The 24788-nt window shown below is 68.6% G+C and carries 24 protein-coding genes and 3 pseudogenes; 11 read left to right on the top strand and 16 right to left on the bottom strand.

Annotation, left to right across the window (positions count from 1 at the left end; all coding sequences use genetic code 11):
* The first annotated feature begins 102 nt into the window (after window positions 1-102).
* A complete protein-coding gene (locus ACZ7L0_RS28870; protein WP_471245455.1) occupies window positions 103-1476 on the top strand; it encodes a hypothetical protein in 1374 nt (457 codons plus the stop codon).
* A gap of 503 nt (window positions 1477-1979) precedes the next feature.
* A pseudogene (locus ACZ7L0_RS28865) lies at window positions 1980-2487 on the top strand (alpha-1,4-glucan--maltose-1-phosphate maltosyltransferase); the annotation flags it as partial.
* Between the two features lie 590 nt (window positions 2488-3077).
* Here the strand turns inward: ACZ7L0_RS28865 and ACZ7L0_RS28860 are convergent.
* The 7 genes and pseudogenes from ACZ7L0_RS28860 to ACZ7L0_RS28830 all read right to left on the bottom strand — a co-directional run bounded on the left by ACZ7L0_RS28860 (window position 3078) and on the right by ACZ7L0_RS28830 (window position 11843).
* A pseudogene (locus tag ACZ7L0_RS28860) lies at window positions 3078-3954 on the bottom strand (IS5 family transposase).
* A 163-nt stretch (window positions 3955-4117) separates the two neighbouring features.
* Window positions 4118-6529 carry an ADP-ribosyltransferase domain-containing protein gene (locus ACZ7L0_RS28855; protein ID WP_471245454.1) on the bottom strand — a complete coding sequence of 804 codons (2412 nt, stop codon included), beginning with the start codon at window positions 6527-6529 and terminating at the stop codon, window positions 4118-4120.
* 571 nt (window positions 6530-7100) lie between these two features.
* Window positions 7101-7748 carry a transposase family protein gene (locus ACZ7L0_RS28850; protein WP_471245453.1) on the bottom strand — a complete coding sequence of 216 codons (648 nt, stop codon included), beginning with the start codon at window positions 7746-7748 and terminating at the stop codon, window positions 7101-7103.
* 239 nt (window positions 7749-7987) lie between these two features.
* A complete protein-coding gene (locus tag ACZ7L0_RS28845) occupies window positions 7988-8443 on the bottom strand; it encodes a hypothetical protein (RefSeq protein ID WP_471245563.1) in 456 nt (151 codons plus the stop codon).
* 308 nt (window positions 8444-8751) lie between these two features.
* The gene (locus ACZ7L0_RS28840; RefSeq protein WP_471245452.1) at window positions 8752-9789 is read right to left on the bottom strand and encodes an alpha/beta hydrolase; all 1038 of its coding nucleotides are present in this window, start codon (window positions 9787-9789) and stop codon (window positions 8752-8754) included.
* Window positions 9790-10039: 250 nt separating this feature from the next.
* Complete coding sequence (locus ACZ7L0_RS28835) at window positions 10040-11113, bottom strand: ATP-dependent DNA ligase (RefSeq protein ID WP_471245562.1); 1074 nt, start codon at window positions 11111-11113, stop codon at window positions 10040-10042.
* A 265-nt stretch (window positions 11114-11378) separates the two neighbouring features.
* Window positions 11379-11843, bottom strand: a complete 465-nt coding sequence (locus ACZ7L0_RS28830) for an SRPBCC family protein (RefSeq protein WP_471245451.1) — start codon at window positions 11841-11843, stop codon at window positions 11379-11381.
* 46 nt (window positions 11844-11889) lie between these two features.
* On the opposite strand from ACZ7L0_RS28830, the gene ACZ7L0_RS28825 reads away from it, so the two are divergent.
* The 3 genes from ACZ7L0_RS28825 to ACZ7L0_RS28815 all read left to right on the top strand — a co-directional run bounded on the left by ACZ7L0_RS28825 (window position 11890) and on the right by ACZ7L0_RS28815 (window position 13618).
* The gene (locus tag ACZ7L0_RS28825; RefSeq protein ID WP_471245450.1) at window positions 11890-12498 is read left to right on the top strand and encodes a TetR/AcrR family transcriptional regulator; all 609 of its coding nucleotides are present in this window, start codon (window positions 11890-11892) and stop codon (window positions 12496-12498) included.
* Window positions 12499-12931: 433 nt separating this feature from the next.
* Window positions 12932-13432 (top strand): hypothetical protein, encoded by a 501-nt coding sequence (locus ACZ7L0_RS28820; RefSeq protein ID WP_471245449.1) that lies wholly within the window; start codon window positions 12932-12934, stop codon window positions 13430-13432.
* A gap of 18 nt (window positions 13433-13450) precedes the next feature.
* Window positions 13451-13618 (top strand): hypothetical protein, encoded by a 168-nt coding sequence (locus tag ACZ7L0_RS28815; protein WP_471245448.1) that lies wholly within the window; start codon window positions 13451-13453, stop codon window positions 13616-13618.
* On the opposite strand, the gene ACZ7L0_RS28810 is transcribed toward ACZ7L0_RS28815, so the two are convergent.
* From ACZ7L0_RS28810 to ACZ7L0_RS28795, 4 genes are all read right to left on the bottom strand, one after another.
* Window positions 13587-14489: a DEAD/DEAH box helicase family protein gene (locus ACZ7L0_RS28810; RefSeq protein WP_471245447.1), complete on the bottom strand. Its 903-nt coding sequence runs from the start codon at window positions 14487-14489 to the stop codon at window positions 13587-13589. The two genes, ACZ7L0_RS28815 and ACZ7L0_RS28810, sit on opposite strands and share 32 nt — an antisense overlap.
* Before the next feature lie 330 nt (window positions 14490-14819).
* Window positions 14820-15842, bottom strand: a complete 1023-nt coding sequence (locus ACZ7L0_RS28805; protein ID WP_471245446.1) for a hypothetical protein — start codon at window positions 15840-15842, stop codon at window positions 14820-14822.
* Between the two features lie 35 nt (window positions 15843-15877).
* Entirely contained in the window at window positions 15878-16456 is a 579-nt protein-coding gene (locus ACZ7L0_RS28800; protein WP_471245445.1) for an RNA polymerase sigma factor, read from the bottom strand.
* Complete coding sequence (locus ACZ7L0_RS28795; protein WP_471245444.1) at window positions 16453-16704, bottom strand: hypothetical protein; 252 nt, start codon at window positions 16702-16704, stop codon at window positions 16453-16455. Before ACZ7L0_RS28795 ends, ACZ7L0_RS28800 begins: the two co-directional genes overlap by 4 nt.
* Window positions 16705-16975: 271 nt before the next feature.
* Between ACZ7L0_RS28795 and ACZ7L0_RS28790 the strand changes: the two genes are divergently transcribed.
* A protein-coding gene (locus ACZ7L0_RS28790; protein WP_471245443.1) for an IS630 family transposase occupies window positions 16976-18078 on the top strand; the annotation gives its coding sequence in 2 pieces (ribosomal slippage) (window positions 16976-17477 and window positions 17477-18078; 1104 coding nt in all).
* Window positions 18079-18116: 38 nt separating this feature from the next.
* Window positions 18117-18808, top strand: a pseudogene (locus ACZ7L0_RS28785) (IS5 family transposase); the annotation flags it as partial.
* A gap of 93 nt (window positions 18809-18901) precedes the next feature.
* Here ACZ7L0_RS28785 and ACZ7L0_RS28780 read toward each other — a convergent pair.
* Window positions 18902-19450: an RBBP9/YdeN family alpha/beta hydrolase gene (locus ACZ7L0_RS28780; protein WP_471245442.1), complete on the bottom strand. Its 549-nt coding sequence runs from the start codon at window positions 19448-19450 to the stop codon at window positions 18902-18904.
* A gap of 123 nt (window positions 19451-19573) precedes the next feature.
* Here ACZ7L0_RS28780 and ACZ7L0_RS28775 point away from each other — a divergent pair, with 123 nt between their 5' ends.
* The 3 genes from ACZ7L0_RS28775 to ACZ7L0_RS28765 all read left to right on the top strand — a co-directional run bounded on the left by ACZ7L0_RS28775 (window position 19574) and on the right by ACZ7L0_RS28765 (window position 22088).
* The gene (locus ACZ7L0_RS28775) at window positions 19574-20029 is read left to right on the top strand and encodes an Lrp/AsnC family transcriptional regulator (protein WP_471245441.1); all 456 of its coding nucleotides are present in this window, start codon (window positions 19574-19576) and stop codon (window positions 20027-20029) included.
* A gap of 373 nt (window positions 20030-20402) precedes the next feature.
* On the top strand, window positions 20403-21341 hold the full coding sequence (locus ACZ7L0_RS28770) for a helix-turn-helix domain-containing protein (protein WP_471245440.1): 939 nt from the start codon (window positions 20403-20405) through the stop codon (window positions 21339-21341).
* A gap of 54 nt (window positions 21342-21395) precedes the next feature.
* Window positions 21396-22088 (top strand): maleylpyruvate isomerase family mycothiol-dependent enzyme, encoded by a 693-nt coding sequence (locus tag ACZ7L0_RS28765; RefSeq protein ID WP_471245439.1) that lies wholly within the window; start codon window positions 21396-21398, stop codon window positions 22086-22088.
* An 88-nt stretch (window positions 22089-22176) separates the two neighbouring features.
* On the opposite strand, the gene ACZ7L0_RS28760 is transcribed toward ACZ7L0_RS28765, so the two are convergent.
* A complete protein-coding gene (locus tag ACZ7L0_RS28760) occupies window positions 22177-22584 on the bottom strand; it encodes a winged helix-turn-helix transcriptional regulator (RefSeq protein WP_471245438.1) in 408 nt (135 codons plus the stop codon).
* A gap of 143 nt (window positions 22585-22727) precedes the next feature.
* Between ACZ7L0_RS28760 and ACZ7L0_RS28755 the strand changes: the two genes are divergently transcribed.
* The gene (locus ACZ7L0_RS28755) at window positions 22728-23201 is read left to right on the top strand and encodes an SRPBCC domain-containing protein (RefSeq protein ID WP_471245437.1); all 474 of its coding nucleotides are present in this window, start codon (window positions 22728-22730) and stop codon (window positions 23199-23201) included.
* A 58-nt stretch (window positions 23202-23259) separates the two neighbouring features.
* Here the strand turns inward: ACZ7L0_RS28755 and ACZ7L0_RS28750 are convergent, their stop codons facing one another.
* The 3 genes from ACZ7L0_RS28750 to ACZ7L0_RS28740 are packed head-to-tail and all read right to left on the bottom strand — an operon-like array spanning window position 23260 to window position 24759.
* Window positions 23260-23979 (bottom strand): leucine-rich repeat domain-containing protein, encoded by a 720-nt coding sequence (locus tag ACZ7L0_RS28750; protein ID WP_471245436.1) that lies wholly within the window; start codon window positions 23977-23979, stop codon window positions 23260-23262.
* A gap of 31 nt (window positions 23980-24010) precedes the next feature.
* Window positions 24011-24343, bottom strand: coding sequence for an alpha/beta fold hydrolase (locus ACZ7L0_RS28745; RefSeq protein WP_471245435.1), 333 nt, complete (start codon window positions 24341-24343; stop codon window positions 24011-24013).
* Window positions 24340-24759, bottom strand: coding sequence for an alpha/beta fold hydrolase (locus tag ACZ7L0_RS28740; RefSeq protein ID WP_471245434.1), 420 nt, complete (start codon window positions 24757-24759; stop codon window positions 24340-24342). Before ACZ7L0_RS28740 ends, ACZ7L0_RS28745 begins: the two co-directional genes overlap by 4 nt.
* Window positions 24760-24788 lie beyond the last annotated feature (29 nt).

Here is a 24788-nt window from a genome sequence, read left to right as displayed (position 1 = left end):
CGAGTACCGGCTCGTGAGGACGGGCAGGGTGAAGTCGGCACGGTGGCCCAGGTGTTGACCGGTCCGGGTGGTACGTGCCGACATATCTCGGGGAGGGGAGGCATGGGGCTGTTCACGCGGAGCACACCGGACGGCGACAGTGACAGTGAGCGGGGAACGTGGCTCCAACAGGCGCCAACCGGCGACGTCGTTTTCGACGGAGTGGAGTTCCTCGGCGGCTACGCGGTCCTGCGCTGGGATACCGACCGAGGCGGCGTGGGACTGGTGCATTCGCTGACCGCCGGCAACGCCAGCTGCAAGGTGGTCGTTCGCGCCCTGCGTCACCGTCACGGTACGCGTCTTGGCGACCGGTACGCGTGCGTGCTGGCGGCGCAGACCGCAACGCAGGTGACCCAGCCATACGTCCCCCAGCTCCTCGCCTACGACATCGGTGCATCCGGCAAGCAGTACGAGACGACCTGGGCCCAGCTGGCGGCAGCGCTCGGGCAGCCGGCACCGTACTGGTTCCACGCACTGCGCGACCATGACGCGATCGCCTCTTGGCGCCCGGGTTCCCCACCGGCGGCGGTACCGGCCCGGGACATCGCCACCCCCATCACGGCGCTCACCGAGCTCGCCGCCGACGAGCCGGACGGCTCCCCGGCAGCCGAGCTGTGCTGGTACCTCGCCAGGGAAATCCGCCGCCGCGGCCACACCGAGGTCACCCGCCAGATCGCCGAGCTGCGCAAGAACGCGGCCGACGGCGGCGACGGCGCACACCTCGTCCTCGGCGCGGTGCCCGCCCCGCTGCTACGCCCCGACCCGCAGGAACCGACGGAGATGGTCCGCCGCGCCGGCTGGCTGAGCATCACCGAGCGCCGCGACGTCCTCGCCCACCGCGTCGCAGACTTCGCCCAGCGCTGGGACGGCGGCCAGGACTGGCACACCGGCGCCGTCACCGACCTGGATCCCACCTCCTGCGCCATCGCCCAGGAATGGGCCCAGCGCCTGGTCCCCGCCGTTGATGACCAGCCGCCCACCGTCCTGGAAAAGGTCCTGCTGCACAACGCCGGCGACGCCGACACCGACGTCCTCCTGCACGACCCGGTCACCAGCCTCCCCGTAGTGCACCGCGCCCCGGGCAGCCTCAACGCCGCCCTCTACACGTACAGCCTGCAGTGCCTGCCCACCCGCTCGCCGCTCGCCGCCGTCGTTCTCAGCGGCGGCGGCCACACCTGCTGGGTCCGCACCCAGGACGGCACACTCTGGCTCGCCCCCGAGAGGGAAGGCTGGGGCATCGGCTTCGGCTACTCGGGCAGCGGCTGCCACACCCTCGCCCGTCTCGTCGACGTCCTCCTCGACGACATCTCCGCCCCCGCCGTCCGAGCGGCAGATCCTGCTGCACGGCGCGGTCTGTTCGAACTGCTGCGTGACACCCCCGATGACCAAACGACCACTTACACCCGGGCCCAGTTGCTCGCCGCCCGGGCTGGCTGACGACGCACGGCCTGTGCGGGTTCCGCGCACCGTCCTGAACCGGGGGCGGCCATGGCATGTCCAACCCCGGTTTGGTGCGAGGAGCGGTCAGGAAGAGCCTGGCGGGCAACTGACGCTGCTGCGCTCCCTGGAACGGTGGCTTCCGGGGGCGTTGCGTCGACGCACTGCTCGTCGACGCCGGTCACAGCAGTGCACTGGCGAACCCCGTGCACAGTCACGAGAATGGGGCACGGTTGGGCGCCCGGGAGCGTGCTCTCGCCCTCGGCCCCCGACCGCAGCCCGCCCCGGCAACGGCCCCGCCGCCGCACACCCAGCAGCCCGGCACCCAGCACACACCGGGCCGGACCACAGGAGGAGTAGGGCGACTACATGTGGGCTGAGTACGCGAAGGACCCGCAGATGCATGCCAACATCGGCGTCCGACTCCGGGGCCTGTAGACGCCATCAGCGCGGTATGCGCGTGTTCCTCGACGCGGAGCAATCTAAGTTTCCGCGGTTGACCGAGGCCGAACTTCTTCGCCAACACCCCCGACATCCTGCCCGCCTACCTCCAGCACGGCGGGCAGCCTGCGTTCGAGGTGCGGGCCGTGCTGGCCGCGCCCATCTCCCCCCCCGTCCGGGGCATCTACAGCGGTTACGAGCTGTGCGAGAACAGAGGGCAGCGAGGAGTACCTGGACTCGGAGAAGGACCAGCTGAAACCCCGCGGCTGGGAGGCCGCCGACCGTACGGGCCGTACCATCGCGCCGCTCATCACCAGGCTGAACACCGTCTGGCGGCAAAGCCCGGCTCTGAGGCAGCTGCGCGACCTGCACTTCCACCACGCCGAAAAGAACGCTGTAACTGCCTGCTCGAAGCGGAGCGGATCGAACACGGTTCTGGTGGTCGCCAACCTCGGCCCGCACCACACCCAGGAGGCCGCGGTCTCGTTGGACATGCCTCAACTCGGGATGGGCTGGCACTGGTTGGTGCCGGTGCGCGACAAGCTCACCGGCGAGTCCTACCACTGGGGCAGCGGCCAGCCGCGCCTTGCGGCCAGGCCTACAACATGCATGCACTGCATGCATTACACGGTAGAGGGATCATCCATGCTCACACTGTCCGAACTTGCCTCGCTAGTCATCCTGCTGTGGCTCCTGGTGTGCCTGTTGTTCTCCGGAGCCGTCGCCTACGTTGCGCACAGGCACCCACAGCTGGTGCAGGCGATCCAGGTCGGCCTGGGAGTGCTGACCTTCCTGGCTAGCTCACTCAGCATCATCGTCGCCACCCGCTGACCTGTGCTTCTGCGCCGCTGGGGACTGAGAGCAACCACCGCCCACACATCTCCCAGCGGCGCCAGCAATCCAGCCACTCAGACTTCGATGAGAAATGCTCAACCTTCACTGCGGTCACAGGCGCCCCCGCCTGCTGCGCCTGTCCGTACGCCTGTGGTGGCACCCCTACTGGGATACCGTCCGCTCGGCGCCGGCGACACGCACCGAGCCGGCAGCTGGCCCGCACCCAGTGAGCAGCATGGGCCGCATGAGGGCCCCGCCCGGACGCCGCACGGCGCCATGAGCCGGGGTTGCGGCAAGGGTTGCGCTAGGAAGCGTTTGAGATGTGGTCACAGCGACTGCCGTATCAGCGTGAGCTGGACGGTCGCCTCGTAGCGGACGGCGAGCTTGTCGTACCTGGTGGCCACGCCCCGAGCCTGCTTGAGCAGCCTGATCCGGCACTCGACCTTGTGCCTGCGCTTGTAGACCTCGCGGTCGAAGCCGGGCGGGCGACCACCTGCCGAGCCTCGGCGGAGCCGATGGCCAGGCCTGGTCGCGCTTCTCCGGATCGTGTGCGGGACTTGGCGGCGGCGCAGGTAGGCGCGGATCGCGCGGGAGGAGTACGCCCGGTCGGCGATCACACGAGAGGGCCGGGTGCGCGGGCGTCCGCCGCCTGTCCGCGCGACGCGGATCTGGTCCATGAGGCGGGTGAACTGCTGGGCGTCCCCGCGCTGTCCGCCGGTGACCGTGACGGCCAGGACGTGCCCGGATGCGTCCGCGGCCAGGTGAAGCTTGGTGGTCAGGCCGCCGCGTGACCGCCCGAGACCGTGGTCGTCCGGCTCCGCCGCCAGGTAGTCCGGGCCCGCCCTGCCCGGATCGTGAGCCCCTTTTTCCCTGCCCCGGCGGCGTGCTGGTGGGCCCGACACACCGTCGAGTCGATGGAGACCTCCTATTCGATCACGCCGTCCGCATCGGCCTTGACCTGGAGCTCTTCCAGGATGCGGGCCCAGGTGCCGTCGATCTGCCAGCGTCGGAAGACCGAGTGGCCGTCTCCCACGGCCCGTACCGCTCGGGCACATCCCGCCACGGCGAGCCGGTCCTGGCCCGCCACCAGATCCCGTCTAAGACCGGCCGCCGGTCCCTCGGCGGCCGCCCCATCCTCAGTATCGGCGGCATTAGCGGCTCCAGCCGTTCCCACTGTTCGTCTGTCAGATCTTCACGAGCCACACCAAGATCGTTCCGCGGACAAGATCAACATTTCAAGCGACCCCTAGACACCCCAGGCCAGCTGGGGCAGCGAAGAAACGGGTATCGGCCTCTGCTACATGGTTGCCGGGCACGAGCGTTCCGCAGCCACGACTGTGACCACCGTGGGCTGGCAGGGGCGGTTTCAGGACACCACGGGAGCGTTGTCCGTGACCTCGCTCAGCCGGACCGTGCACAGCCCGCGGAGCTCGTGCTTTACCTCCGTCACCTTCAGCTGGGTACCCGGGGTAAGGATGTATTCCTCCTCGCCGGTGAAGGCGGAGAAGTTCTTGATCCCGACCGCCCGGGCAGGCGTCACCTCGAAGAGGGTCCGCTTGCCGCGACTGCCCAAGAACGCCCTGGCCACCTTCAGCTCGGAGGTACACGAGGAGACGCCCCACCAGGTCACCGTCCGGCCCACCGGGTACTGCGTCCGAAGGTCCAGCGACACCCCGCGCCACAACGGCTGCGTGTAGGCCGGCAACTGCGAGACCGCCCAGAACAGCAGCCGCAGGTACGGCAGGTAGGGCGTAACCCTGGTGCGGTCAGGGGAGCGCAGAACGCTGTTGATCTCGCGGTAGAAGGCTGACTCACAGGTGTAGAGGTGGAGCGCGGCGATTGCGTCGGCGGACAGGCCGTCGCCAGCCGCCTGGTCGGCACGCAGCTTGCCGAAGTCGTGGGAGCGCTGGCTGTGCCCGGCGATCCCTGACAGTGCCGCGGAGACGGGGGCGACGGCGTCCTGGAAGTTCATCAGCGGGGTGTCGAAGACACCGGTGATCGCGGGCAGAACCAGGCCCTCGTCCTTGACGCTGGTGAGGCGCTCGAGGTACAGCTGGTGCAAATTCATGGTCGACTCGATGAAAGCGCCCATGCGCGCCGAGACACCCCCGTCCGCACCGCCCACGCCGGCCGCCGGCACGTTCCACCCCTTGCTCGGCAGCCAGTCGATGGGGTCGGCGCCCAGCGAGGTCAAGGCGCCGTTGACCTGGGTGAAGTGGTCGCCCTCGCAGAAGATGTCGCCCTGTGCCGCCGGGTTCGCGTGGTCGAGGTGCCGGACCTCGACGTCCGGGTACTTCTGCTGGAGCCGCAGGACGACCCGCTTAAGGCTGCGGGCGTGCGCCCCCCACCACGCGAAAACGACCCCGCGGTCCTCCTCGGTCGCGTTCTGCTTGGCCTTGAGGATCTCCTCGACGATCCGCTCGGCGACCGGCCGCCAGAACGCCGTGTGCTGGTCGGCACCCATCGCCCCGTCGCCGCTCGCGGTCAGTGACGCGTTCAGCAGGAGCACGCCCTGCGTCAGCATCGCCTGGAACCACTCCGGCGGCTGGACCGTGTCCCGCTCCTTCAGCAGCGCCCGCACGTCGGCGATCGGGGTCTTCTTGGCGATGCCGTACTTCCACATCGCCGCCGCCTTGATGAGACACCGGATGCTGACGACCCGGCCGAACTGGCTGTCCTTCCAGTCGCTGAAGGTGTTGTCGAACATGGCTATGCCGGTGGCGCTTTCCGGCCGCGGGTACGGGTTCTGACCGAAGACCACGACCTTCCACTTGTGCGGCGGGTTCGGCTTGAGCGCCTGGAACGTCAGCTCGCGGACTGGGACCACCTCGTGGCTGCGGTCCTTCCCGATGAACCGTGCGGCGTCCGGCTGCGCCTCGATGACCGGCTTCAGCAGCGGGAGCCAGGCCTCCCCGCCGCCGTGGAAGAGCTCGGTCAGGGCGAGGGGATCGTTCGCATCGGGATGGGGCTGCAGCGGCTCGCCCGGAGCTGGGACGCCGGTCGTTGATCCAGTCATGGCGGAGGCGCTTTCGCTCGTCGTGGCAGAAGGAGAGCAGGGGGCCGCGGAGGGAGCGGGAGCGGCAGTTTCGGGTGCCGGCGCGGGGGCGACGGGCGTGACGGCCGCCGGCGGCACGATGCGCACCCGCCGGTCGACGGGCGCTTTCTCGATCCCCTGAAGCTGGGAGATGATCGTGGACCGCAGCTCGTCGTCGTCCTCGAACCAGTGGTCGTGGAAGAGCGTGTAGCCGGTCCACATCAGATTGGCGCACACCCGGGCCGGCACCTGGCCGGTCTGCGCTCCCATCCCGACCAGCGCCACGGACCGGATACTGCCCGGCTTCTTCCGGTTCTGCCGGTGGACGGCCTGGAAAGCGGCCGCGCAGGCCAGCGCCACGTTCAGGGTGGCGCTCACGTTCTGCGAGGACCGCACCATCGTCGGCGTCGATATCAGGTACCGGGGGACGGTTGCGCCGGACGGGACGCAGACCGCGCTGCCCACCGGCATGGGACCGGCGAACCGGTCGCGGATCGCCCGCTGAACGCGCACCTGGATGCCAGACCCCAGGTACCGCTTGATGACGGCGTCGACCCCGCCGTCCATCCGCCCCCGGGAGTTCGTGGGGGTGACCCAGGCGTCGACGTCCTCGTCGAGGATCGAGCCCTTGCGGATCTCGATGCCGGGGGTGTCGGCGAACGCGGCGCGCCATGCCTCCACTACACGCTCGTTGAGGTCCGTCAGCACCACCCTGAGCGCGGGCAGCACACTGCTCTCGGTCATCGTCCACTCCTGTCGTGCAATAGCGGTTCCAAGACCCCGAATGTATCGCCCACCACTGACAACACAGCCCCGAGAAAGAACCGGTGACCTGCCGTCATGCTGCGCAGTTGTCGTAGGCACCGGCAGCTGGAGCCGCGGCACGTCACTCCCCGCACGGGCGGGGCCCCGCCGCCGGCGCGGTCGCGCGGCCGGGGGCCCCCGTGCGCGGGGCGCGCCCCCTCTCAGCCGACGGTAGGCCGATCGCCGCCCGGGACCAGGCGTGCGTGCCGACCCCGGGGCAGGACAGCAACCACTCGTACAGTCCCAGCCGGTGAGACGCGGTCAGAATGTCCTCGAGCGGCGAGCGGAAGACGGTGCAGTCGTCGAAAGTGCACGAGCAGCACCCAGCAGCGGAGGTCCAGTCGCCAGGGACGACCCATACCGGGTGCCGCCATGCGCTCCGGTCCTGCGTGCTTGCCCTGCTGTGTGAGCCTGGTGCATCGTGAAAGCTGCACGTGAGATGGTCTGGTGTGCGTAGGCGTCGGGCGGCTCGGGCAGGTCCGGGGCGGTAGTCGAGCGACAAGATCATCCGTCAGCGGGTGACTTCCCGGTTCGTCAGCACGAGCAGTGCTCGCACCAGCGCGGTCGCCCACTTCGGGTCGGTGCGGACCTTGCCGAGGACGCGCCAGTTCTTCAGATGGGCGAAGCCGTGCTCGACCGGGGCCCGCACCGCGGCTAGTGCCTTGTTGGACAGCTTCTGACCGCGGGTCAGGGGCCGGTTGCGGGCCGCCTTGTAGCCGCAGATCACCGCCGGGTCGGCGTCAGGAGGACCGTCGTCGAGGCCGATGAACCCCAGGTCGGCGATGGCGCCGAGCCCGGCGGCCGGCAGGCGGGCGGTGATTTTGTCGTGTCGGCAGGCGGTGATCTCGGACGTGCGTCCGGGCCGCACCGCGGAGATCCACACCAGTCGGCCGCGGTCGTCGGTGAGTGCGATCACGAGCAGGCCATGGCATTTGTGCTTGCCCGAGTAGTTCGGCCGGTTGTCCGTCCCGGCGCGACGGCGGGTGCGTATGAGGGAGCCGTCCAGCAGGACCACGCCGCCGCCCTTGCGGGCGATCTTCTTCAACGCGCGGTCCAGGCGGGGGGCGCGGCCGGCCAGCAGGCCGACGACCTCGCGCACCCACCGGCTCACCGTGGTGCGGTGCACTGCCGCCGGCCAGATCGCCGGGCCGCTGGTCACAGCGCAGCACCGCCAGCACGATGCCGGCGATCTTTCCGGCGGGCAGGACCCGCCACCGGGAGCCGATCTTCTTCAGGTGGCCGCGTATCAGGTCGGCGAGATAGTTCAAGGTCGCGCTCGACAGCGGCAGGCGGGCAGTGTAGACAAGGCCGCCAAGGCCCTCGGCGAGACCGTTGTTTTTCTTCACACCAAACTCAACTGCCGCCGGGGCCACATCAGTTACGGCGCACCCCGCGCGGCTACGGACGTGCGCTGAACCGCCCGTCGCCCCGCTTGTGCAACCAGCCGCGGTCGGCGAGCTTGGTCATCTTCGCCCGCAGCGGCTCCGGCTTGCCGCGCACCGAGGCGTCCAGGCCCAGCCGCTCGCCGACCACCCTGACCTGCACCGGGCCGTCGGCCTCCCACACGATCGCCAAAATCGTGCGGTAGTCGCCGGGCAGCGCGCCCTCGTCCTCAGCCTCACTGCGGTGCGGAATCAACAGGACTGTCCGACCCGCCACCCGGGCGGGAGTCGGGGCGACGGCAGCGGCGTTCTGGTCCGCGGCCCGGTCCTGCTCGGCCAGCCGGTTCAAAACCCGCTCGGCGACGATCAATTCCTCCCGCTCGGCCTGGACCTCCTGCAGCTGCTTGGCCAACTCCGCCGCGAGTGTGTCCAGTTCACCCCGGCGAGCCGTGATCCGCTCCAGCTCCCGCATCCCCACGCACTCCCACGGTCTCCCGACGTACCGGTGTGGTGACGGATCGTAAGAGCGGCAGCACGGTCACCGCAGCCGAACCTGACAGCACCCCGGCCGACATGTCAGACGATCTTCACCGTGGACACCGGCCGACGATCAGCGCGAGCATCCCGCCCACCCACACCAGTCCCGCGACCTGCGAACTTCACGATGCACGGGTCTCAATCTCCCGCTACTGCGCATCCGCCAGTTCGCGTCGCCGCAACGACCCCCATGCCCAGCCCCGACCCTGATCCAACCACCCAGCAAGAGCCATCAGAAACGACCTAACGGGCTGAGTCCGGAGTGCGCTGCGGAGCAGCCAGGACCCAGGCGGCGAAGGCCTCGACGCCGTCCACGACTGCCTCGAAGCGCGGGGAGTGGAACAGGTCGAACGCGTGCTGCCCGCCGGGCAGTTCGGCGTAGACCACGGTGCTGTCCGAGGCGCGGCGCAGCCGGTCGACGAAGTTCCGGGCGCCCTCGACGGTCGCCAGCGCGTCCTTGGTGCCGTGGGCGATGAGGAACGGTGGCGCACCGGAGTTGAGGTACCCATACGGTTGGTTCGGGGACGGCGTTGCGTCGGGCTCCTCGCCGAAGAAGTGGCCGTAGTAGCCATAGAGGCAGATCGCCGCGGTGACCGAGGTGTCGGCCGACTCGAATCCGGGCTGGAACACCGGGTCGTTCGGCGTGAGCGCGCACAAGGCCGCCAGGTTGGAGCCGGCGGAGCTGCCCGCCACGAACAGCTTCGACGGGTCGGCGCCGTACTCGGGGGCGTGCTCGCGGACCCAGGCGATGGCCTTCTTGGCGTCGATCTGGTGGCCGGGGAAAGTGGTCTGGGGCCGCAGCCGGTAGTTGGCGCTGATGCATACCCACCCCTGGCCGGCGAGCCGGTAGAGCAGGGGCCGTGCCTCGCGGTTCTTCGCTCCACTGGTGTAGCCGCCGCCGTGGAAGTAGATCAGGACCGGCGCGTTCTGCGGTGTGTCGCGGCGACGGTAGATGTCGAGCAGATTCCGGCGGCCGGCGTCCCCGTAGCTGATGTTGGGGATCCGCTCCACGTCGCGCTGCCGCATCAGGCCCGGCAGCAGCAGGATGCGGGCCCAGGGCCGGTGGCGGCGCAGCGGTGCGTGCACACGATCCCGCCAGTCGGCGCCGAGGCCCTGCTCAAGAGCCCGCCCGACCGCCTGATCCGTCCGCAGGCCCCGCCAGGCGGACACGGCCATCCCGGGGATGGTGGCGAAGGCCACCGCGGCCGTCACCTTGCTGGCCGGTGACTCCAGATCGCCTTGGGCGGCGGCCAATGCCGTGGAGGTCACTACGGCAAACATGCCCAGGAATGGCACCTCGTTGAGGACCATCCCGAACCAGAAACTCAGGGACGCCAGTGGGCGGGGCCGGCGTGGCGCGACAACGGAGAAGAAAGTGCACCAGGTCAAGAGCGCGGTCGTCGCCACGTATCCCATCGGCATGTCCATGAACGTACCACCGTCAACTCCGAGAAATTTCCTGGGACTTCCCCACTCACCCCCGCCGCCGCAGGTCACTCGTTAGTGAAGATCCAACGAACCCGGTTCAACATCAGCGCACACACGCATTCTCGGCAAGGTCCGCACCGACCCGAACTGGGAGACTGCTCTGGTGAGGGCCCTGCTGGTCCTCCCGTGCGGCGGCTTCCTGACGAGGAGCCGCGGGGGCGAGAGCGGAAACTTCGAAGTCGTCATACCGTTGACCGCATCCTCCGCGGAACCCCGCAGCGGTCGAACGGCCCCTGGGTATCAGGCACACCACCACTGCAGGTGGGGCAGGGGCAGCGCCCACCGTCCAAGGTCGAACCCCTGCAGGAGCAGAACGCCACCTCGTCCGCCTCGCTGGAGATCGCGTGGCCCAGCGCGAGCAGCCGCAGCAGCGGGCCGTCGGCGAACAGCGGGTTCCCCGATCGTGAGTGGGCCGACGCGGCGGCCACAGCAGACGTGCCTGCTTGGCGATTTCCTGCACCAATGGGGGCCTGCCGTACGGCAACCAGATCGGCGCCCACGACGCCGTGCTGCTTGCACAGCCGCCAGTGCTCGTGAATTGGATGGCGGCGCGGATGTTGCCGCAGTCGCCCTTGTGAGCGTTGAAGGAGTAGCGGCCCCGTGCGGAGCACCGTCGGGCATCGCGGATTACCTGCCATTCGGCGAACGGGCGGATGAGCGTAACGTGGTGGGAAGGGAGGCTGGTAAGGGTCCGTGCAAGGTAAGGAGGGCGAGGTTCTCGTCGCGCTTCGGAAGGATGCCTGCGGTCACCAACAGGCCGCGCACGTAAGCGGTGGCGGCCTGTTGCCGCACGGCGCCGGGCGTACGGCCAGCCAGTCAGGTCGTCGCCTCGGTGGACCAGGTCGAAGGCCACGAAGTGCGCCGGCCGCTCCCGCGCCGCCTGAGCGGCAGCCGCCCCGCGCCGGGCAAGCCGCTGTTGCAGCCGCTCGAACGCCAGCCTGTCCCGCTCCCACACCACCAGCTCGCCATCCAGCCCAGTGTCCTCCGGCAGCTGCGCCAGGGCCGCCGCCCGGATCTCGGGGAACGAGGCCGTCATGTCCGTGCCGCGCCGTGAGCGCAGCAGCACCCGCCCGCCCGCGTACACGGCGAGTTGGGCGCGGTAGCCGTCCTTCTCCAGACTGAGCTATGTCTCATGAGACATCTGCGCGCCCCTTTCGTCGGGGTTCGTTCTGCCCATTGTTCGGTGCTTCCGGTGTGCCGGTGGGTGTATTGCTCCGGGGGTGGGGGAGGCCGGTATGCCACGCGGCTGCTGCGTCAGGAACCCAGGCATGTGTACCCGGTTGGGGACGAAGCGCCGGCCTGTGTAGTCCGGGCCCAGCCCGGTCGGGGACGCCGTGGGCCTCAGGTCCTGCGTCGGGCATAAGAGCCGACACGTACCGACCTCAGGATCCGGTAACGGACACATGGCGAGCCAACTCGGCGGCCAGACGTCGCATGACCGTGCGGTTGGCGCGCCGCATCGTGGCCCGGACGACGGGTGCCAGCAGACGGTCGGCGACCGGGGCGCGCACCCAAACGTATGTGAACGCCACGTGGCTCCCGCCGGCCCGCTGCGGTTCGATGGTGTAGGTGCCCTGGGCCAGGCGTCGGCCGGCCGCGCTGATGTTCCGCTCGACGATGCGCCGCGGCGGGTCGGCTTTGACGACCTCGATGGTGACGTCGGTCTTGGTGCCGCCCAGCGCGGCTGTGACCGTGGCGCACGCACCGATGCCGCGGCCAGGGCCGCTGTAGCGCCAGTCGATCAGGTAGTGGTTGGTGAATCGCTCGTGGTGAGCCATGACGTCGAGGAAGTCATAGACCTGCTCAGGCGTCTGCTGTACGTCGATCGACACGGTGACAGACTTCATGTACCAGACGGTACACATGGCATGTACCGATTGGTACGCTCGCGACGTGGTGAATACGGACGGCTCGCATCCCGAGGGCGAGGGCGCGCCAGTCGCGGACGGGGGCCGACGCGCTCACCTGGTGAACGCGGCCGTCGACTACGTCGCGGCACACGGCCTCACGGACCTGAGCCTGCGCGGCCTGGGCACCGCGATCGGCGTCAGCCACCGCATGCTGATCCACTACTTCGGCTCCAAGGAACAGCTGCTCGCCGAGATCGTCCGGACGTCGGAGCAGCGCCAGCGTGATCAGCTGTCCCGGCTCCGCCTGGAATCCGGTCTCTCGCCCGCCGATGCTGCGCGGCTTCTCTGGCAGCAGCTGGCGGACCCCCGACTGGCTGGTCAGGAGCGGCTCTTCTTCGAAGTCTGCGGGCAAGCGCTGCGGGGCCGCCCCGAGGCCGCCCCGGTCCTCGAAGGGCTCGTGAACGACTGGCTGGAGCCGCTCGTGGCCGCCGAGGTCGCCGCAGGGGCGGACCCTGCCGTGGCCCGGAACCGGGCCAGGCTGGGGCTCGCCACTGTTCGCGGTCTGCTGCTAGACCTGCTCGCCACCGGCGACCGCGCCGGCGTCGACGCGGCGATGGGGGAGTTCCTCCGGCTCTACTACGGCTCGAAGTGACGGAGTCACGGATCAGGCCAAACGGCTGGATCATACGACGACCATCGTGCGAACAACAGTCGCCGAGGTAGACGAACGCCTCGACCTGCTTCGCAGGCTTACTGAGACAGATGCGAGGCGTCTGGAGAACCGTCCCACTTCGGCTCCGCGGCCCACCCAGCGGGCAAAGCAGAGCTGTCCATGGCCACTGTCAGCATCAGCTCAGGCAAAGACCACGTCATGCGGTGATGCCTTCCACGCCGACCACCAGCAGCAGGGCGACCAGCGCCCAGCCATACCGTTCGACGCTGACATGGGCTTAGTCGAGGACCAAGCGCCGTGTCCCGTTGTGAGTAGACGCGCTCGTCCAGGGACGGTGTTCAAGTGGTTACGCACAGCTGTCGTCATGTGCTAGTTGTGGGATCTTGGTTGTCAGCACGGGGGAGGAAGTCGGGTGGCGGATTCCGGAGTGCGGCGGGCGTCGCGCGCACAGGACGCGGTGCGGCTGCTCTTCCTGTTGGATCACTGCGGCGCGCCGCGCGGCGATGACCAGGCTGGGCAGGAGCCGCAGGGAGCGGTTGCGGTGATCCGGGGGCAGAAGCGGCTTCAGGCGTTGGATTTTTGGCTGCGGAATCCCGACTATCTGGCTGATGAGCTGCTCAACCAGGTCGAGGCAGGCAACGTCGACGACACTGCGGGGGCGCTAGAGCGAGCTGGTGCCCTTCTGGAGGGAGATGAGCCGGAGATCTCCCGCTATCCGATGCTGCGCTGGCGGTTCGGCGCTTGGGAGGCACTGGACGATGCATTGGGCCTTTTGTACGCGCACGGCCTGATTGACATCGTGGCAGTGGGGGAGCCACCGATGAAGGTGGACCGGTGGGACTACTACCTGCTGCCCGCTGGCCGCGACCTAGCGGGGGAGCTGCGGACCACTGCCTCGGACCTGGTCTGGTAAGACGAACGCGCGGCGGTCGTGCTGGCAGTGGCGGGGCAGAGCAGCGGCAGCCAGCTGAAGGCCCTGCAGTACGCGCAGGCGGAGCACGAGCGCACGGTGTGGAAGGCCAGCATCAGCGGTATCACCGACCGCGTGCGGCAGCGGCTTGCGCAGATCACGGAGCAGAAGGCGGGAGCAGGCCGATGAGCGACTTTGTGGAGACGGTAGCCCGCCGGGCAGGTATCGAGGCAGGGCTGGCAGGAGAGATCCTGGCCCGGCACGGAGTGCGCGAGAGCGGCATCCTGCCCCGTCCGCGACAACTGCTAGTTAAGCGCCTGGCCTTCACCGGTGAAAAGAGCGGCAAATCTACCGGCACGGTGGACTTCTCTTGGGACCTGGGACCCGGCCTGTGGGGCGTGACGGCGGACAACCTGCGAGGCAAGAGCAGCATTCTGGAGATCATCTGGTGGTGCCTGCGCGGCTCGGACGCTCTGCAGGCCGACGTGCCGGAAACCCGGTGGGCCTCGTCCACGACGATCAGGTCCCAAGCCGCCAAACCCGCAGCGTGCGCCCGCTCCAGCGTGCCCAGACCGAGGCTGGCATACGTGGCGTACACGGTCACCTTGTCCAGGCCCCGGGTCCACTCCACCAGCTCGTCCACGTCCGTGGTGTTGGGGAAGGACACCTCCTCACCCCGCAGCGAGGACACCTCGATCATCGGGCCCCGGCGGCCGCCCTCGCGCCACGCGGTCTCCGTCTGGGCGAGCAGGTCCAGCGAGGGCACCAGCACCAGCACACGGCCCGCGTGGAGCTCCTCCGCGCTGCGGACCGCGACCAGGGTCTTTCCGGACCCGGTCGCCATGATCACCTGCGCCCGTAGCCCCCGTTCCGGTACAAGCGTTCGTGCAGGTGGTTCCAAAACGCGAAGCACCGCATCGATGTCTTCTCTTTGATGGGGCCACAGATCCACGTGGGCGAGTCCTTGTCCGTAGGGAGGGAGCTGATGTGGGGACGTCCTAGTTCCGAGTCCTTGCGGCCTCCTCCCGCAGTTCTTGGAGCGGACGTCCGCTGGGAACATGGGTGTGATGCCGGGTTCCCCCGGCACCCGCTGGCCGCTGTCCTCACACGGACGGATGGGCCAAGGAGACTCGTCCCAGCAGGTTCGCGGGAACCGGCGGCGCCGCACCGTTACCCCGGCCGGTCAACGATTTGGCGCAGCAGCCCGCGCACAGGCAACGGCACGCCAGTGTGCGGGCGTGATGACGCGCGCCCAGACGATCTTCCCGCCCGCCGGAGGGGGCAGGGCGTAGCCCCAGTGACTGGCCGGCGCACCCACGATGACCAGTCCGAGCAGGTTGCCGGGTGTATGCGGGGCGAGATGGGTTGCCCGCCCCTGGGGGGACTGGATTCATCCTCGGTCGGCGAAGTCGCGGATGGTCGCGGTATCCGGCTGGACGGTCCAGGTCCCGCTGCCTGGCGGGGTCTCCTTCGAGCGGGTCTTGAGGTTTTCGACGTGCAAGGTCAGTGGCCATTGCGTCGTGTACTGCGACCAGCGCACGCCGCCGAGGTCGATGCCGGCCAGGTCGGCGGTGCGTAGGTCGGCTGTGGTGAAGTCGTTCAGGAACGTGCGCACAGAGGCCTTGTCGAGGGTGGGTGTCTTCTGGCGGAGGGCCGCGCCGATGGCTCGGCAGACTTCGTTGGTACGGATGACGACGATGACGCGGGCGTGGGCCTGGGGAGTGGATTGGGCGTGGGCGCGGTCACGCCCACGGGTGAGCTTGCGGCTGAGGTCGTGGGCGCGGCCGAGAACGCGGGTGAGGTCCTGGGCGCGCTCGCGGGCGCGATCGTAGTTGAGGTCCCGGTCGTGAGTAATGTCGAGAAGGTCGGCGAGGTTGCGGGCGAGGTCTCGGGAGTCGCTCGGGCGGACGTGGGCGCGGTTGAGGCTGCGGGTGAGGTCGCCGGTGAGGTCGCGGGCGCGGCCGAGCTCGCCGGCACGGTCGAGATCACCGTCAAGGGCGTGGACGAGGTCGCGAGCGAGTTCGAGGAGGGTGCCGAGAGTGCGCAGGGGGTTGGGCTCGCGGGAGAGAGAGTAGTAGCGGTGGCGGGCGAGCGCCTGGATGGCTGCCTTGATGTCAGGGCGGTTGCGCAGGGCCATCCGTTCCGCCGGGCTGACTGAGTGAAGGAATTCCTCAGTGCTGCCTTGATTGTTCATCAGGCCATGGCCGTTGTCCAAGCTCATCGGTGGCCGTTGAGGTGTTTTGGGCAGGATGGTGGCGAGGCCTGCTTCGGTGTCGAGGATGCTGTCGAGGTCGTCGACGGCCGTGTCATGGCGGGAGAGGAGCAGGATCTCGCGCAGGCCGGCTTCGACGTCGAGAGCCCCGTCGAGCACGTTGGTCAGAATGTCGTCGTGCTGCTCGAGCCACTGCGCCACGCCCTGAGTTTGGGGGTCGTGGTCCGGGTGGTGGTTCACTGTTCCTCCTCCCGTGCCTTGAGGTAGGCGGCTGCGGTGCGGCGGGCTTTTTTAAGGTTGGCGCGTACGGTCTCGGAGGTCAGGGCGAGGTGGTCGGCGATGTCGGTGGGGGTGAAGCCGGCCAGGGTCCACGCCAGGACCTGACGCTGCCTCGGCGGAAGGCTGCGCAGCAGCGGCAGTACATCGTGATTCGTCTCCCACTCGGCGATGGCGTCCGGGCGCGCCAGCAGCGCCGTCGGCTCCGGCACCTCATCGACCGGCTCCTCCGCAGCGGATGCGATCTTGCGGACCAGCGCGCGGGAGGCCACCGTGTACACCCATGCCCGCGGTACGCGCAGGTCGCGCCAGCGCTGGTAGGCGGCGGTCATAGTGTCCTGGGCGATGTCTGCAGCCAGCTGCACGGCTGCGCCCTGATTGATGAGGAAGCCCACCAGCGGGCGGATGGTTTCCCGGTAGAAGGCAGAGAACTCCTCGTCCGCCTGCTGCCGTAACTGATGCCGTTGTTCGAGCGGGCTGGGGCCCGCGGATGCGGTCGCGGGGGAGTCGGGGCTGTCCGCTGGCTGGCGGTCGCTCATGCTGCCGGGTCCTCCTCCCGTACCGGAGCAAGGTTGATCTTCACCCGCAGGCGGTAGCCGTTGCCGCGCTGGTCGTCCAGCTCCAGTCGACCACCAGCGGTTACCGACTCGGCGACACCGAGAAGGTACTGATGCCGGTCCTGTTCTCGACGAGCCCGCCAGTGCAGGCGTAGCCAGAGTCCCAGCAGTGCACATGCCTTGCCGGTGATGACCGACCCGATGGTGATCACGGCCGTTGTTGTATCCATCAACGTCCCCTCCTCTTCCGCAAGCGACTACGGCAGCCTGCTGGAATGAAGAGGCTGCACGGACCTTGATCGTGAACTGCTGTCTTGCAAGTCGTGCAGAGCGTGGTTGTGGTTCAGGAAAAGCAGCGGCCTCGTACGCCAAAGACAGCGCTTCGACAGGGGTTCAGGAGGCATTGCGACCTGGCGCACGGAAGTTACTGACTTCGGCTCGTCGGGGTGAATCTTTGCGAAGCCCCTGATGGGTGTGGGTGGGTGGCTGTATCCGTGCGGTGTGAGATATGCGGATGGGGGCGGGCTGACCCCTGCGGGACGTCGGCGCCGGGAGTCGGTGCGGATGCAGGCGGCCGAGTGGTTCGAGCAGGAGATCAAGCCGTCGGAGGTCGCTCGGCGGCTACGGGTGAGCGTGAAGTCGGCCTACCCCTGGCACCAGTTGTGGCGGGACGGTGGTCGTGAGGCTCTGACTTCCCGCGGCCCGAGCGGATCCCGTTGCCGGCTGTCCCCGCGCTGTCTGGAGAAACTGGCCGCGTACCTCGATGAGGGCCCGGCCGCCCACGGCTGGGTGGAAGACCAGGTGTGGACCGCATCGAGGGTGGCCACGCTGATCGGCAGGAAGTTCCACGTCTCCTACAGCGTCTCCGGCGCCACGCGGCTGATGCACCGGCTCGGCTTCAGCCCGCAGGTCCCCGCACGCCAGGTCGCCGAACGCGACGAGCAGGCCGTGACCGCGTGGAAGGAGGCGACCTGGGCGGAGGTAAAAGAGCCCGGGCGGCCTGCGGGGGCTACATCTGCTTCGAGGACGAAGCAGGGTTCACCCGCAAGCCGCCCCGGGGACGAACCTGGGGCCGGCGCGGCCGCACCCCGGTCGTGACCGTCAGCGGGCGCCGCTCGGGACGCTTGTCGGTGGCCGGGCTGATCGCGATACGGCCGGGCTCACGCACCCGGCTGTGCCACCGGCTGCGCACCCACCGAGCGGGCAAAGGCGCACGCCGCAGCATGGGCGAGCGGGACTTCATCGCACTCGTCGACGTCGTCCACCAACTCGTCAAGGCACCGATCGTGCTGGTCTGGGACCGTCTGAACACTCACATCTCCCACGCCATGCGTGCGCTGACCGCCGAGCGCGAGTGGCTGACGGTGTTCCTGCTGCCCGCCTACTCGCCCGATCTCAATCCCGTCGAGTGGGTCTGGGCACACGTCAAGCGCAGCCTGGCCAACCTTGCCGTCGTCGCCCTGGACCGGCTCGAAGCCCTCGTGCGCAACCGGCTCAAGCGCCTTCAGTACCGACCCGACACCCTCGACGGTTTCATAGCCGGCACCGGCCTGACCCTCGACGAACCCACGTCACCTTTAACTGGCTCTAACAAAAGCCGTTGATCATGTGACTGTCGGCTTGTCCGCTCGTTAATGTGGTCGTGGGGAAGAGACAGTCGCGGCCTTGGCTCGTGTCGGATGAACTGTGGTCGCTGATCGAGCCGTTGCTGCCGGAACCGGCTCCGAAGCTGGTCGATGGTCGGCCACGGGTGCCGGACCGGCAGGCCCTGTGCGGGATCCTGTTCGTGCTGCACACCGGCATCCAGTGGGAGTACCTGCCGCAGGAGCTGGGCTTCGGCTCGGGCATGCCCTGCTGGCGGCGCCTGGCCGCGTGGAACGAGGCTGGCGTGTGGGACAAGCTGCATCTGGTGCTGCTGAAGCGGTTGCGGTCGGCGAAGAAGCTGGACTGGTCGCGGGCGGTGATCGACTCCTCCCACGTCCGGGCGGCCCGGCGGGGCCCAAAAGCGGACCCAGCCCGGTCGACCGCGCTCGGCCGGGCAGCAAGCACCACATCCTCACCGACGGACAGGGCATCCCGCTCGCGGTGTCGCTGACCGGCGGCAACCGCAACGACGTCACCCAACTGCTGCCGCTGCTGGACAAGGTTCCGGCCGTGGCCGGTGTCGTCGGCCGGCCACGGCGGCGCCCTGACGTGTTGTTCGCAGACCGCGGCTACGACCACGACAAGTACCGCCGCCTGCTCTGGGCCCGCGGAATCCGCCCCGTCATCGCCGAACGAGGACAACCACACGGCACGGGCCTGGGCACCTTCCGCTGGGTCGTTGAGACGACATCCACGAGGCGTTCCTCGGCCTCGCCACCTGCCTCATCACCCACCGCCACGTCCAACGCCTTTGTTAGGACCACTAAGAGCCGAAGTCAGTAATCACTGCCGGGTCAGCGAGTCCAGGAGTTCACAGCCATGCAGCCAGGGGCCCAGGCCGCTGGCGGAGTTGAGGTGTCCGCAAGCGCCCGCCAGGTGCCATCGCGCCTCCCACCGCGCCGCGAAGTCGACAGCCGCTTCGGGGGTGCAGTACGGGTCGTTGGTGCTGCCCACCACCAGGGCCGGGCATGGCAACGGTTGTGCGGACACCTCGATGAACGTCGCGGCGGCCTGGCGGGGGAATGCCGGCCCGTGCGGGTTGGGCGGTGCGACCAGCAATGCACCGCCTACCGGGCTCGACGGGTTCTTGTTCAACCAGGTGGACGCCGCCCAGCAGCCCAGGCTGTGGGACACCAGCACAACGAGGCTGTCCTGCCGGGAAGCCCCCTCGTACGCCGACTGGACAGCGTTGACCCAGTCATCCAGATCGGGGTCGGACCAGCAGGCAGGGGAGATCCTCACTGCTGAGGTGCCCCACTGCCGTTGCCACAAGGTCTGCCAGTGCTGCCCGTCCGAGCCGTCGATAACGGGGATGATGACGTACGCGACCACTGCCTGCCACCGTTTCATTCGTCGGCCCTTACCAACCTGGGGGCATCTGGCACAGATTCTGCTGGAAGCAACGGAACGATGGTGTCGGCGCAAGTGATCTCAAAGAAGATGGTGCGGACAACGATGGAATCACTCGACCAGATCGACCGGGACATCCTCACCTTGCTCCAGGGCGATGGTCGGTTGACCGGCGCCGAGGTGGGGCGCCGCGTTGGGCTCTCGCAGCCCGCGGCCAGCGCGCGCATCCAACGGCTGGAGAAGAGCGGCGTCATCACCGGCTACCGGGCCGTTGTCAACCCTGCGGCACTTGGTCTGAACATTCACGCAGTCATCCGGCTGCGCACCACGCATGCGCAGCTCTCTCGCGCCCTGGACTTCGCATCCCGGACACCTGAGGTCGCCTCCACCCTGAGGATCACCGGGGAAGACTGCCTCATCCTCGACGTCCACTGCCCGCAGGCGGGACGGCTCGAAGAAGTTGTTGACGCTCTCGCGCGCTACGGTCCTGTCACCACATCACTGGTACTCCGTGCCTACCCGCCGAAGCCACTGACCGACGCCACGTCAACAACGTCATGACCCGCAACACCTAGGGCGCACGGGAAACACGGGCTGGCTGGAAGGCGTCCATGGCTCCGGCACCCTTGCCAGGGAGGCGATGCCCGCGGTCAGCAGGGCGAAACCGAGGCTCGCGATCAGGCGGGGGCTGGCGGTGTCGGACCGCTTCCCCACCAGATGAATGAGTCCAAGGGCTCGTGGCCATGGGCCGCCGGCGAGTGGTGGCACATGTCGCTGCCCTCGCTCGCCCGGTGCCTGTAAGGCGTGCCCGTCGTCCTGGCGGTCGAAGGAGGCCAGGTGAGGCGTGTGGAGCAACTCGGCGGACGCCCGGGTCGGGGCCCCAACTGGGAATAGCCTTGAGTCTCCAGTGACTGGAGACAGCAGAGTTGGGGACATGGACGTTACGACCCTCTACTCGATCGGGGAGCTTTCCCGGCGGAGCGGCTTGCCCGTGAGGACCATCCGGTTCTATTCCGATTCGGGGGTGGTAGCGCCAACCACCCGAAGTCCCGCCGGTTATCGGCTCTACGACCTCGACGCTTTGCTTCGTCTGGAGCTCCTCCGCACACTGCGCGAGCTGGGCATGGACCTGGCCACCATTCAACGGGTACTGGACCGCGAGCTCTCGGTGGCGGAAGTCGCTGCGGCGCACGCTGACGCCGTGGACGTCCAGATCCGTGTGCTGCACTTGCGTCGGAGCGTTCTGCGAGTCGTGGCCGGACGGGGGTCCGATCCCGAGGAGACCAAGCTTATGCACAGGCTCACGCAGCTGTCCGGTGAAGAACGCCGACGTTTGATCGACGATTTCATCGATGGCACCTTCGGAATAGTGGATGCCGACCCAGCCGCGGCGGCCATGGTTCGCGCTGCCACTCCCGACCTCCCTGATGATCCGTCCAGCGAGCAGGTCGCCGCGTGGGTGGAACTCGCCGAGCTTGTCAGCGACGAGGACTTCCGGGCCCGGATGCGCCGGACGGGCATGTTCCAGGCCGCCGGGCGCATGCTCGACATCGAGAGCGAGGCCGGCGAGGAACTGATGAAGTTCACTCGTCAGAAGGTGACCGAGGCCATGGAGTCGGGCATCGACCCGCTCAGCAACAGGGCCGCACCCGTCATCAGCGACCTTGTACACCGCTTCGCCGAGGTGTTCGCGCGCACTCCTGACGCGGAATTCCGGGACTGGATGGCCCAGCAGTTCGAAGAGGCGCACGATCCCAAGGTGGACCGGTACTGGCGGCTGGTTTGGATCGTCAACGGCTGGCAGGTAGTACCGAGCCTGATCCCGGTGTACCCCTGGCTCATCCAGGCCCTGCGAAATGACCACGACGCATAGTCACTACCAGAACACGTGGTGGGCCGCTCGTACCACATCCGCTAGGTTCACCGCATGGAACCCTCATCGCTTCTCGGTCACCTGCGCAGCGAGCTGGACGCCTTCCGGGACTGTCTCGACGGCGACCTGACCGCCCCTGTCGTGCACTGCGGTGATTGGACGCTGCTGGAACTCGCAGGGCACTTGGGCGGTTCGAACCTCTGGGCGGCGGTCGCCGTCAATGAGAAGCGCGGCGACTACGAACCTCCGGCCGCACCGGGTGAGCGCGCCGCCCTGGTGCGGTGGTTCGACGAGACGTCGCGGAGCCTGTACGAGGTGCTCGACACCGATCCGGCCACTCCCGCGTGGACGTTCCACCCGCCGCATAACGTCGGCTTCTGGCAGCGGCGCCGGTGCCTGGAGGCGCTCGTTCACCGCTGGGACGCCGAGCTCGCGGTGGGCAGCCCGCGACCGCTCGACGCGGAACTCGCCGGCGAAGGGGTGGCCGAGGTCTTCGACACGATGGCGCCGAGGCAGATTGCCCGCGGACGCGCCCGGTCACCCGAGGTCGCTCTGCGTCTGACCGCCACGGACACCGGCGCCGTCTGGGACTACGGCCCTGGTGCGCCTGTGGCCGAACTCGCCGCGTCGGCCGAAGCGTTGCTGCTCATGCTGTGGGGCCGGGCGCCCCTCGACAGCGGGGCGTTCGTCTGGAGCGGGGACGGGGAGGCGGGGCGGCGGATCCTGCGGGGGCCGTTGACCGCCTGATGCGTGGCCTGGCCGCGGGGGCGGAAGGGGCGCGGCGTGACCCGCCGCGTACCTGACGGTCGAGCGGCGCGGCGGTGGCAGCGCTGCCTCACTTCGGAACGGTCGCGCCGCCGTCGAAGCCGTCGCGGTTACGGGCGATCTCCGCTTGATGGTCCTGGACCCAGCGCACCATGTGCGTGACGGTGTCGCCGAGCGATCGGCCCAGCGGGGTCAGTGCGTACTCGACCCGAGGCGGTACCTCGGCGTAAGCCGTGCGCGTGACGAGGCCGTCGCGGGTGAGTGAGCGGAGTGTCTGGCTCAGCATGCGCTGGGAGATGCCGGCGATCCGCTCGTGCAGGGCCGTGAAGCGCAGCGGTTCGTCCGCGAGCGTGGTGATGACCAGGATGGTCCACTTGTCGCCGACCCGGGCGAGCACGTCACGTACGAGTTCGATGGTCGTCGCGCACTCCGGCGTGACCCCGTCAGCCACCAGCTGGGAACGCAGCGCAGAGCTCATCCGTCTGTTCCCTCTATGTGCGTAGCTGACATGAAAGTGCGTGAGCGCGGGCCCTTGAACGCGGCGGCCGCGCCCACGTTACATACAGATCATCCATGGGCGTCTGCCCCCCCGATCCACCGCGATGCCACAGGAGAGAAACCATGGCCTGCAAGGATGCCGTTGCACACGACACGTTCACGATTGAATTCCATCTGGCCGCACCCCCCGGCACGGTCTTCGATGCCTTCGCCGACACGCCGAGGCGACGCCGGTGGTTCAAGCTGCCGGGCCGGCAGTTGTCGTACGACCACGACTTCACGGTGCACGGAGGCGAGTCCGCGACGAGCGTCTTCACTGTGCCGGACGCTGCGCCGGAGCAGCTCGCGTACGTGTCCCGGTATCTCGACATCGTGCCGGGATCGAGGATCGTCTACGCATACACCTCTCGCGTGGACGGCGTCCCGCGCTGGAGCTCGCTGGTGACCGTCGAACTGGAGCCGGAAACCGACGGCACCCACCTGCGATGGACCGAGCAGGCGGCCTTCCTGACCCGGTCCGCCGAACCCGAGCACGACCTTCCCCATCTGCGCGGTGCCACCCGCCTGCGGCTGAACGGTCTCGCGGCAGCGTTGTGACCGCCGTGCGACCGCGTGGCGGTGCCTGGATCACGTTCGGCCTGCAGCTGTCGCCGGTCTACAGGAGGACGACGCACCCTCGCCGCTCCAGTTCGGTCAGCAGCGACGGGGAGGGCTCGCAGGTGTTCCAGCGCAGGTCCAGCTTCTCCAGCGCGGGCATGTCGGCGACCCAGTCAGGCAGTCGCGTGATGCGGTTGCCGCGCAGGTCGAGCTGGCGCAGTCGGGGCAGTTCGGCCAGCGAGTGAGGCAGTTCGGCCAGAGCGTTCTCCCGCAGCTCCAGGCAACGCAGTTCATGGAGCTCGGCCATGGACGCCGGGAGGCAACGGATCGCGTTGCCCTGGAGCCAGATCTCGCGCAGGCGGCGGAGCCGGCCGATGCTGTCTGGCAGCGTCGTCAGCTGGTTGTGCTGCGCCCGGAGCTCGATCAGGCCGGTCATCCGGCCGACGGCCGCGGGCAGGGCGGTGAGCTTGTTTTCGCCGACGTTGAGGTACCGCAGCCTCGTCAGGTTTCCCAGGGCGTCGGGGATTTCGGTCAGGGCGTTGTCGTGCAGGTAGAGGAAGCCGGTGAGGTCGGCCAGGTCGCCGAGCTCGTCGGGCACCGAGGCGAGATGGTTGTGGCCGAGGTCCAGGGTGGTCAGTCGGTGCAGCCGTCCGATCTCGGGTGGGAGGTGTGTGAGCCCGTTGTCCGCGAGGATCAGTATCTCGAGCTCGGTGCGCTGCCAGATCGACTCGGGCACCTTTCCCAGTTGTTGACGCCATAGGTTCAGCACGTGCGGCACGGCGCGGTCCCTTCCTTGGTGTGCCGACAGGTCAGGCGAAGAATCGCAGCAGATGCCCTGCGACCGCTTCCGGCTGTTCTTCCGGGATGTAGTGGCCGCTACCCGGCACCTTGAGTACCGTCACGTCCGTGCCCTTCCTCTCCAGCACCGCGCTCAGCAGCCGGTAGCCGCCTTCGCCGCCGCCGAGCGCCAGCAGCGGTGCGGCCACCGGGGCATACGTTTTCTCGTCCTCGATGTCCTGGCCGAACGCCCGGTACCAGGCGCCTGCCGCACGGACGGCGTCATCAGTGGAGTAGGCGTACGCGTAGACGTCCCGGTCGTGGTCACTGATGGCTCCGGGCTGCTCGGCGAGGTAGTCGATCATCCAGTCGACCAGAGGGCGGGCGCGGCCGGCGAGCAGGCGTTCCGGCAGGCCCGGAACCTGGTTGAAGGCGAACCACCACAGGTACCGGCCGGGCGCCGGTTGATGTCTCCAGCAACCTGCTGACGCCCCGGCACGGGCAGCAGTGTGTGCGCGTTGAACCGCTCGTCGGGATGGGCGATGTCCAGCAGGGCGATCCGCCGCGTGCTCGCGGGGTGGTTGGCCGCGAAGGCGTGAGCGACCATCCCGCCGATGTCGTGACCGGCGATGTTCACCCTGTCGTGGCCCAGGTGGCGCACCAGCTCGTGGATGTCGCGAGCCATGGTCTTCTTGTCGTAACCGCTGTCGGGCTTGTCCGAGCCGCCCATGCCGCGCAGGTACACGGCAATGACGCGGTGGTGCTCCGCCAGCGCCGGCATGACCTTGTGGAACAGCCACCAGGTCTGCG

This window comes from Streptomyces sp. NPDC039424, from assembly GCF_055639495.1.
Note: the sequence above shows the minus strand (reverse complement) of the source record. Positions and strands in the feature narration are given on the sequence as shown.